Origin of the sequence: Roseivivax isoporae LMG 25204, assembly GCF_000521865.1 — a bacterium.
Lineage (GTDB): Bacteria > Pseudomonadota > Alphaproteobacteria > Rhodobacterales > Rhodobacteraceae > Roseivivax > Roseivivax isoporae.
On sequence record NZ_JAME01000108.1, the window covers coordinates 1 to 1,644 of the forward strand.

The following is a 1,644-nucleotide window of genomic DNA, read 5'->3' on the forward strand; positions in this document are numbered from 1 at the left end:
GTCCTGCGCGGCTGCGACTACGGCGCGCCGACGATCCGTAAGCGCATGTTCTGGATCGCGCGGCGCGACGGACGCCCCATCGTGTGGCCCGCGCCCACGCTTGGCGACCCGAAGAGCGCGGCGGTCCGTTCCGGCCGGCTGCAGCCATGGCGCACCGCGGCCGAGTGCATCGACTGGTCGCTGCCCTGCCCGTCGATCTTCGCCACCTCGGCCGAGATCAAGGCGAAGCACGGGCTCCGCGCGGTGCGCCCGCTGGCGAAGAACACGCTCGCCCGGATCGCCCGCGGGATGAAGCGCTACGTACTCGAGGCGGAGCGGCCGTTCATCGTGAACCTGACGCACGGCGCGCGCGTCGAGGATGCCGCCGATCCGCTGCGCACGATCACTTGCGCGAACCGCGGCGAGAAGGCCGTCGTCGCGCCGTCGATCACCAGGTTCAACGGCGGCGCGACCGGACAAGATGCGCGCGATCCGCTGGCGACCGTGACCGCGAACAGCTGGATCAAGCGGCCGGGCGGCGCCGCGCCCCTCGGCGTCGTCGCACCCACGCTCGCTAACGTGGCGAACAGCAAGACGACAGGCCGAGGCCCGAACGCTTGGACACCCGAGGAACCGCTGCGGACTATCACGTCCGCCAACGGGCACGCGCTGGTCGCGTCGGTCCTGACCTACGCGCAGCAGGGCGGCGGCAACCGCGACATCCGCGATCCGCACCACACGATCTGCGCCAGCACGAAGGATCAGAACATGGTCCTCGCGCCCGGCCTCGTGCACATCGGGAACGGCGAGCGCCCCGGCCAGGCGCCGCGCTGCTACGATCCGGCGGCGCCCCTCGGCACCATCGTCGCTGCCGGCCCGCGGCAGTATCCGTTCGCCGCCTTCCTCGCGCAGCAGAACAACGACAGCCGCAGGATCGGTGGCGTGAACCCCGGGCGCCCGGCCCTCTGGCCGATGTCTACCGTCACCGCTTCGGGTTCGCATCAGACGCCCGTGGCCGCGTTCATCGCACGGCAGTTCGGCGCGAGCGTCGGACACGCGGCCAGCGCCCCGCACGGCACCATCACGGCGGGCGGTCAGGGCAAGTCGGCACCCGTCGCGGCGTGGTTCGCGAAATACTACGGCACCGGCGACGGCGCCCGGCAGGACGAGCCGTGCCACACCGTGACCACGCGCGACCGCTTCGGCCACGCGCAGGCCGAGCTGGCCGCGCCGCCGTTCACCGATGCACACGCCGCCCGAGCGCGCGAGGTCGCCGAGTTCCTGCGGGCGCATGACGCCTGGTCGGGCGGCGAGTTCGTCACGCTCGAGATCGACGGCGAGACGTTCGTGGTCGTCGACATCGGCCTGCGCATGCTCACGCCGCGCGAGCTGTTCAACGCGCAGGGCTTCCCGCCCGACTACGTGATCGAGGGCGTCTGGCGTCAGGACGAGGCCGGAGAATGGGCATGGCACCCGTTCTCGAAGGACGTCCAGATCTCGTGCTGCGGCAACAGCGTGTGCCCCGACGTGGCCGAGGCGCTCGTCTCGGCGAACTGCGCTCATCTCATGGCAAAGGAGGCCGCGGCATGAGCAGCATCGAATGGACCGAGCGCACCTGGAACCCAATCGCGGGCTGCAGCGTCGTCTCGCCCGGATGCACCAACT

2 protein-coding genes are annotated in these 1,644 nt (G+C 71.2%); both read left to right on the forward strand.

Going from position 1 to position 1,644, the window contains the following annotated elements:
* The coding region (locus tag RISW2_RS22790; RefSeq protein WP_043775702.1) for a DNA cytosine methyltransferase at window positions 1-1,569 on the forward strand (1,569 nt) is incomplete at its 5' end.
* Window positions 1,566-1,644: DUF5131 family protein (locus tag RISW2_RS25960; protein ID WP_156943993.1), on the forward strand; the 79-nt coding region annotated here is incomplete at its 3' end. The genes RISW2_RS22790 and RISW2_RS25960, both read left to right, overlap by 4 nt.